Origin of the sequence: Nonomuraea basaltis (assembly GCF_005893125.1) — a bacterium.
Lineage (GTDB): Bacteria > Actinomycetota > Actinomycetes > Streptosporangiales > Streptosporangiaceae > Nonomuraea > Nonomuraea basaltis.
The window spans coordinates 1-5361 of sequence record NZ_VCJS01000426.1; the positions used below are offsets into that span (position 1 = coordinate 1).

The 5361-nt window shown below is 62.5% G+C and carries 3 protein-coding genes; 1 reads left to right on the forward strand and 2 read right to left on the reverse strand.

All coding sequences use genetic code 11. The features are described 5' to 3' along the window. The first annotated feature begins 769 nt into the window (after positions 1-769). Positions 770-2812, forward strand: a complete 2043-nt coding sequence (locus tag EJK15_RS67480) for a restriction endonuclease (RefSeq protein ID WP_138720629.1) — start codon at positions 770-772, stop codon at positions 2810-2812. Positions 2813-2995: 183 nt separating this feature from the next. Here the strand turns inward: EJK15_RS67480 and EJK15_RS67485 are convergent, their stop codons facing one another. Next, positions 2996-4117 carry a hypothetical protein gene (locus EJK15_RS67485; RefSeq protein WP_138720630.1) on the reverse strand — a complete coding sequence of 374 codons (1122 nt, stop codon included), beginning with the start codon at positions 4115-4117 and terminating at the stop codon, positions 2996-2998. Positions 4118-4750: 633 nt separating this feature from the next. Next, a partial coding sequence (locus EJK15_RS67490; RefSeq protein WP_206062286.1) for a hypothetical protein occupies positions 4751-5361 on the reverse strand: 611 nt, incomplete at its 5' end.

The window sequence follows — 5361 nt, forward strand, 5'->3', positions numbered from 1 at the left end:
CTCGAGGGCCATCGCCGGCGTCGTCGTCCTGGAGGTCGTGCATGGTCATGGTCACCGAAGGTAGTACCTGTTCTCGCCCTGCTCTACCAGCTTGGGGTGTTCATCCTGTTTGTCTCAGTAGAGCCTGGCACAGAGGGCCTTTGCGGAGGAGATGAAGACTTGGCTTGCATGGCTCGCCGCATGCAAGGTGGATAGCCTCCACGGGGGTGGAGGCGTCTATGAACGAGCCGGTCACCTTGAATCCAAAACCTGCCAGTTCCTCGACGCCTTGATGAGGTGTGATCCGCCGGGCATCGGAGCGTCGCCGGATAGCGCAAGGCCGGCAGGGGCCTTTACCCTGCCTCAGTTCCGACAGCTTTGGTGTGCACGGCTTCTTACACGTTAGACAGATCGCCACGACTTTGACCGACACCGCCGAGAACTGCCCGGTTCGCTGGGCCCCAAAGCTGATGAACTCATGGTCGATGCAACGCAGGCAGCGCAGGGTCTGCCCGAACGCCACGCCTCCACAGTCTGGGATAGAACACTGCTTCGGCCTCAATCGACTCGTCACGTGGTGCACGATAGAGCCCATCACCGACAAACCAGCGAAGTTCTCACTGCGCTCCCATCAGGGCACGGAGCACTGGTCTTCGCGCGTGCTTAACCCTGATCACGTCATCGCGCGAATTGTCCGCTTCAGTGTTGGTGTTCTGAGCACTGTGCCCTCGTTGTCGGGGGTTCCGTCTACTCTCAGTTAGAGGTGCGAGTACCGCAGTGAGGGGGGCAGATGCATCAGCCCGTATCCGCCAAGCAGTGGCGTGACCGGAGCAATTCCCTTGGCTACATCCAGGGCGGTACAGAAGCCCAGGTGGACTTGCTCCGACAGGTGCTTCTTCAACTGCCTTGCGACGGCACGGATGCGCTGGAGTGGCTGACGCCAGAGGGGAAGCGCGTCAGCGTCCGCTGCGAAGACTTGTGCCGACGGGTGCTTTCTCCTGCGAGCCTCGCCGAGCGGTCGGACGGAGGCCAGTGGCAGCCGAGCACCTACTCTCAGCAATGGTTGGAGAACAAGGACAACTCCTTCCTGGCCGCTCATCTGCACGCCCATGTGAAGTACTTCGGCGAACTCCTTCTGGCGATTGGGGACCAGACAAAACACGCGGACTTGTTAGAGGTGGCCACGGAGACGTACGGGCTGAACTGGACGAGCCTGTCACCGGTGCGGGACCGCACAGGATGGCTCAGGAGCCTGGGGATGATTGAGCTGTGGGGCCAGCGGGTCGTCAGAACTGAGCTAGGGGACGCCCTGCTGGAGATCCTCCCGCTCTGCCCTCCCGAGAGCGCGCGGGGAGAAGAGGAGGCCGCTGGACCGGACGGTGGCGAAGAGGGGCAACCGGCACTCTTTGGCGATTCCCTGGAGTTGGAGCAGGTCGACCTGCGGAACCGTCGCGCTCTGATCGGCTATATCCCCCGGGGAAACGCTTCCAACAGCCGCGACGGGGACTCGACTCTCACTGCGACCGCCGCTCTGCGCAGGCTGGTGACCCTGTTGGGTGACGGAACGGGGCTCGAGGAGTTCGGCGAGCAGTGCGGCAGTGAGTTCGGCATCAGTAAGTCGTCCTTCACCAGCACGATGCACGCCCTGCGGCACATGGGACTTGTCGAGCAGACGTCATTCAACCACTTCGCGCCGAGCGAGGACGCGCGCCGACTCGTCGACAAGGGGAACGAAAGGCTGCTCGCGGTGTATCTGCATTCGCGATATCAGTTCTTCGGTGAGATCCTGCGTCACTTAGGCAAGCCCGCCACCACCTCGGCGCTGGTTGCCGTAGCGAAGGAGATGTACGGCTGCACCCAGGCGTCGAACGGAGAGGTTCGCCTCAGGCTCGGCTTCCTCCAGGACGCGGGTCTCGCCGAGCGGGTGGACTGGCAGCGGTTCCGTGTCACTGCGGCCGGACGCAGTTTTGCCAAACACCTGACACTTCAGCTGCCCGTCGAAACAGAACCGCAGGAGACCGATCCGGCAGGACCACAGCGTGCAACCCCTTCCCCGGTACCCGAGGCGGTTATCGCTCAGCTGCGGCAGCACGGCACTGTTGGCACGGACAGTCGGGATTTTGAGGAGGCCGTCGCCCGGGCCTTCGCCTTCCTTGGGTTCCACGCCGAACACTTCGGCGGCTCGGGCCGCACGGATGTCCTGGGCATCGCACAGCTGGCCACGAAGGATCGCTACCGGATCATCGTTGACGCGAAGAGCTCAGGGAGCGGCCAAGTTGCCGAGTCCAGCGTCAAATTCGATGCGTTACGTGACCACAAGCGCAAACACAAGGCTGATCACGTGGTCGTCGTGGGGCCGGAATTCGCTCCACGGCTCAAGAACTGGGCGGCCGAGAATGAGGTCGTCCTTCTGCGCATCGAGGACCTCGTCAGCCTGCTCGATCGCCACTCGCGAAACCCGATGCCCCTCACCGAACTTCGGGACGCCTTATCCCGTATTGATACATTCAGCGACGACCTGGCCGAGCGGTACCAGGCGCTGGAGCGGCGCTCGCTGCTAATGCGCAGGATCATCGACCTGGCCTTCCAGGAAGCCGTGGACGAGGATCCCATCGATGACGGGTACATCAGCGTTGAGAACATCATCTACGCCTTGCGGAAGGAATTCACCCCCCGTCCGTCCCGGCAGGAAGTGGATGAGCTGATCGCGTTCCTGTCGAGTCCTGTCGTAGCCGCGCTTGAAACCGCCAAGGGCCGACACAAGCTGATCGACTCCCCCCGAAATCTGGCGCTACGCCTGGCCGGTCTGGGCAGCACCATTGCCACAGGCTGAAAGGATGGTCGCGCCCTCCGGGCATATACGGAAAGCGTAGGTCGAGGGTTCGGCAGGTTGTAGTTGCCGCCGTTGTGGATGTGGGCCCGTACCGGCAGGGCTTGCCGACCCGGAGTCCTGCATCGCCGTTTTGGACGTGGTTCGACAGCGAATCGCGGCAGTGTCGGTTCGTTGAGTGGTCGCCTACTCCGCCGACTCTGTCCCTGCGTCGGCAGCATTAGCGCTTGTGAATGCTCGGAGGTGCAGGCGTGCTGCCACATTGCTTGCGAACCAGCTGTCTGAGGCGAGCTCCGCCCGAGCCGTTTCGCTCCAGTCCTCTCGGTTGAGTACCGCGAGGTACTGCTGCAGGAGGCGGTCTCGATGTTCGAGGGTGCAGCCGAGCCGTTCCGGTGGCTTCTGTGCCAGATGGTCGGCGATGATTGCCGCATTGATGTACCTGCTTAGGGTCGGTGTCTGGCGACCGAGGTGACTGGCATACGCCTGGAGGACGATGTGTGCGGGCGGATAGTGCTCCAGGGTCATGCCCATGCCAGAGCAATCAGCCATGATCGTCAGTAGCTGGCCGGTGTGGTCGACCACCTCGTCGTCGGCTTCAGCCCTGGTGATCGCTTCATGCAGGTGGGCTGAGGTGGCGACTTTGCCGGCGAAGTAGCCGTTCAGAAAGTCGCCGTCGCAGGCGTGACGTAGCAGCCACGAACGTGATGCGCGCCCCCCGGCCAGGCAGAGTGCCTCGATGACATAGACCCGCCCCCAGCCGGTGACTCGCTCGGCAAGCCACTGCAGCGCCTCTGAGCCACCGCGGCGGCGTCGGAGAGCATGAGCAGCCAACGGGCCGAACTGGTTCGACAGCAGTCCGATGGTCTGGATCAGCGGGATGTCCTCCTCCGCCCAGTCGGCGGCGAGTAGCGCCAGCCCGACGATGGCCGAGCATCGGTCGGTGCTGTGCTGCACCAGCCACTGCCCGGTCTGCTGAACCCGATGCCTGTCCGCTCGGAGCGCCGCGGCAGCGATGTGCTCGTTGTGATGGATGGGGACGTAGACATCATGGAACGCATTGGCTAGCGCGCTTGGGGGTGCCTCGGGCTTGGCGAAGTGTGAATCCAGGATGTGGGCGACGTCCGCGCCTGCGAGTCGTCGATCTTCAGGTGGGTGTGGCTGAGCCCGTTGACGGTGGAGTTCGTCGTCGGGGTACGGCTCGCCGTCACGTGGCAGGGGCGAGTCAGGATCTTGCTGGTGCAGGTGCACCGCGTAGTCGAACAAGGTGATCTGGGGTCCGAGCGGTCCAAGCTCGGTCGCTACGCTCACCGGCGGAGGGAGGACTCGATTCTCTCGATCATGTTTGCCATGATGCCAGCACGCCTTGGCGGGCGGCAAGGAAGATCCTGGCTGTCTAGTGCTGTGTGCTTTACCGCCGATGTAACGGCGGTCGCGCAGTCGATCTGCACGGTCCAGGTGTGTCGACTGCGGTGGTTGTGTAGCCCTCAGTTGCTGTACAGCAGCGCTGTACAGCAACACCGTCACACCCGACCGCGTGGCACCGGTCCGTATCCACCGCTTCACCAGGGCGGGAGGCCGCTGACGAGGCATCTGCCCTTCCCTACGGATCAGATGTGCTCTCCGGTCTGACCCCTCTGGAGTTCGTCAAGGCCTCGATGGCAGACAGCCCACTGAATGTTTTCGCTGCCGGCGTTAGCGAGAATCACGCTGGCGACGATCACGTCATGACAGGGAGGAGTTCCGTGCTGGCTACAACCGCCTCTGGCAGCCGTACTGGTCTGGTTCTTGTACCAACTCGAAGGTTGAGGGGCGAGGATCTCCACAATGGTCGACTTCATGACCCTCAACGTAGGAAGCCGCGTCATCCGCAGCAACCCCCGAGGCCCGCGTCGAGGTGGACTGTCAAGGTTGGTGACGGGTTCCGTCGACAGTTCGAGATCGCTACACATCGAGCTTCTGGACATCACCTGCCGCTGCCTGAGCAAAGTCGAGAAGGGCCCGGCGGGCCTTTCGACCTCGGTCAGTTCGATCCTGTTCGTCTGTAGCTTCGTGGATTTCCTCGGTCAGCCTCAACGCTAACGATGCCAAGTCATCGAGTTCCTGGTTGGTCGTAACCAGCCGCAGCCTGAAGAGAGCAGCCGTCGCGTTGGCGCGTTGGCGGTAGGAATCATCGCGTGCCGTAGCGTACGCAGCGCTCTGAGAGTCTTCCTGTTCCCTGTGCCATCGGTCGTTCTGGCTCTTCCGAAAATCCGTAAGCGCGCCTGCGAAGGCGCTGTATGCGGCCAGACGTTCTTGCCACAGTCGTTCTTCCCGCGCAGACTGGCGTGCCTGCTTGGCGGTCCGCATCTGGAAGACATATGTGGCGGTGGCTCCCAAGAGTGTCCCCAGGATTGCTACAAGACTCGTTACCACGCTTCCCATCTGACTAGTACGGCAGTCACCATTCGCAGTGTGACCAGCACGGATGCGCGATAGGCCGTTGCGATCTTGTGATGGGAAGCGGGCACAAAGAGAGCAGCCGCTCGTGATCATGCCTGTGTGACGAGTACAAG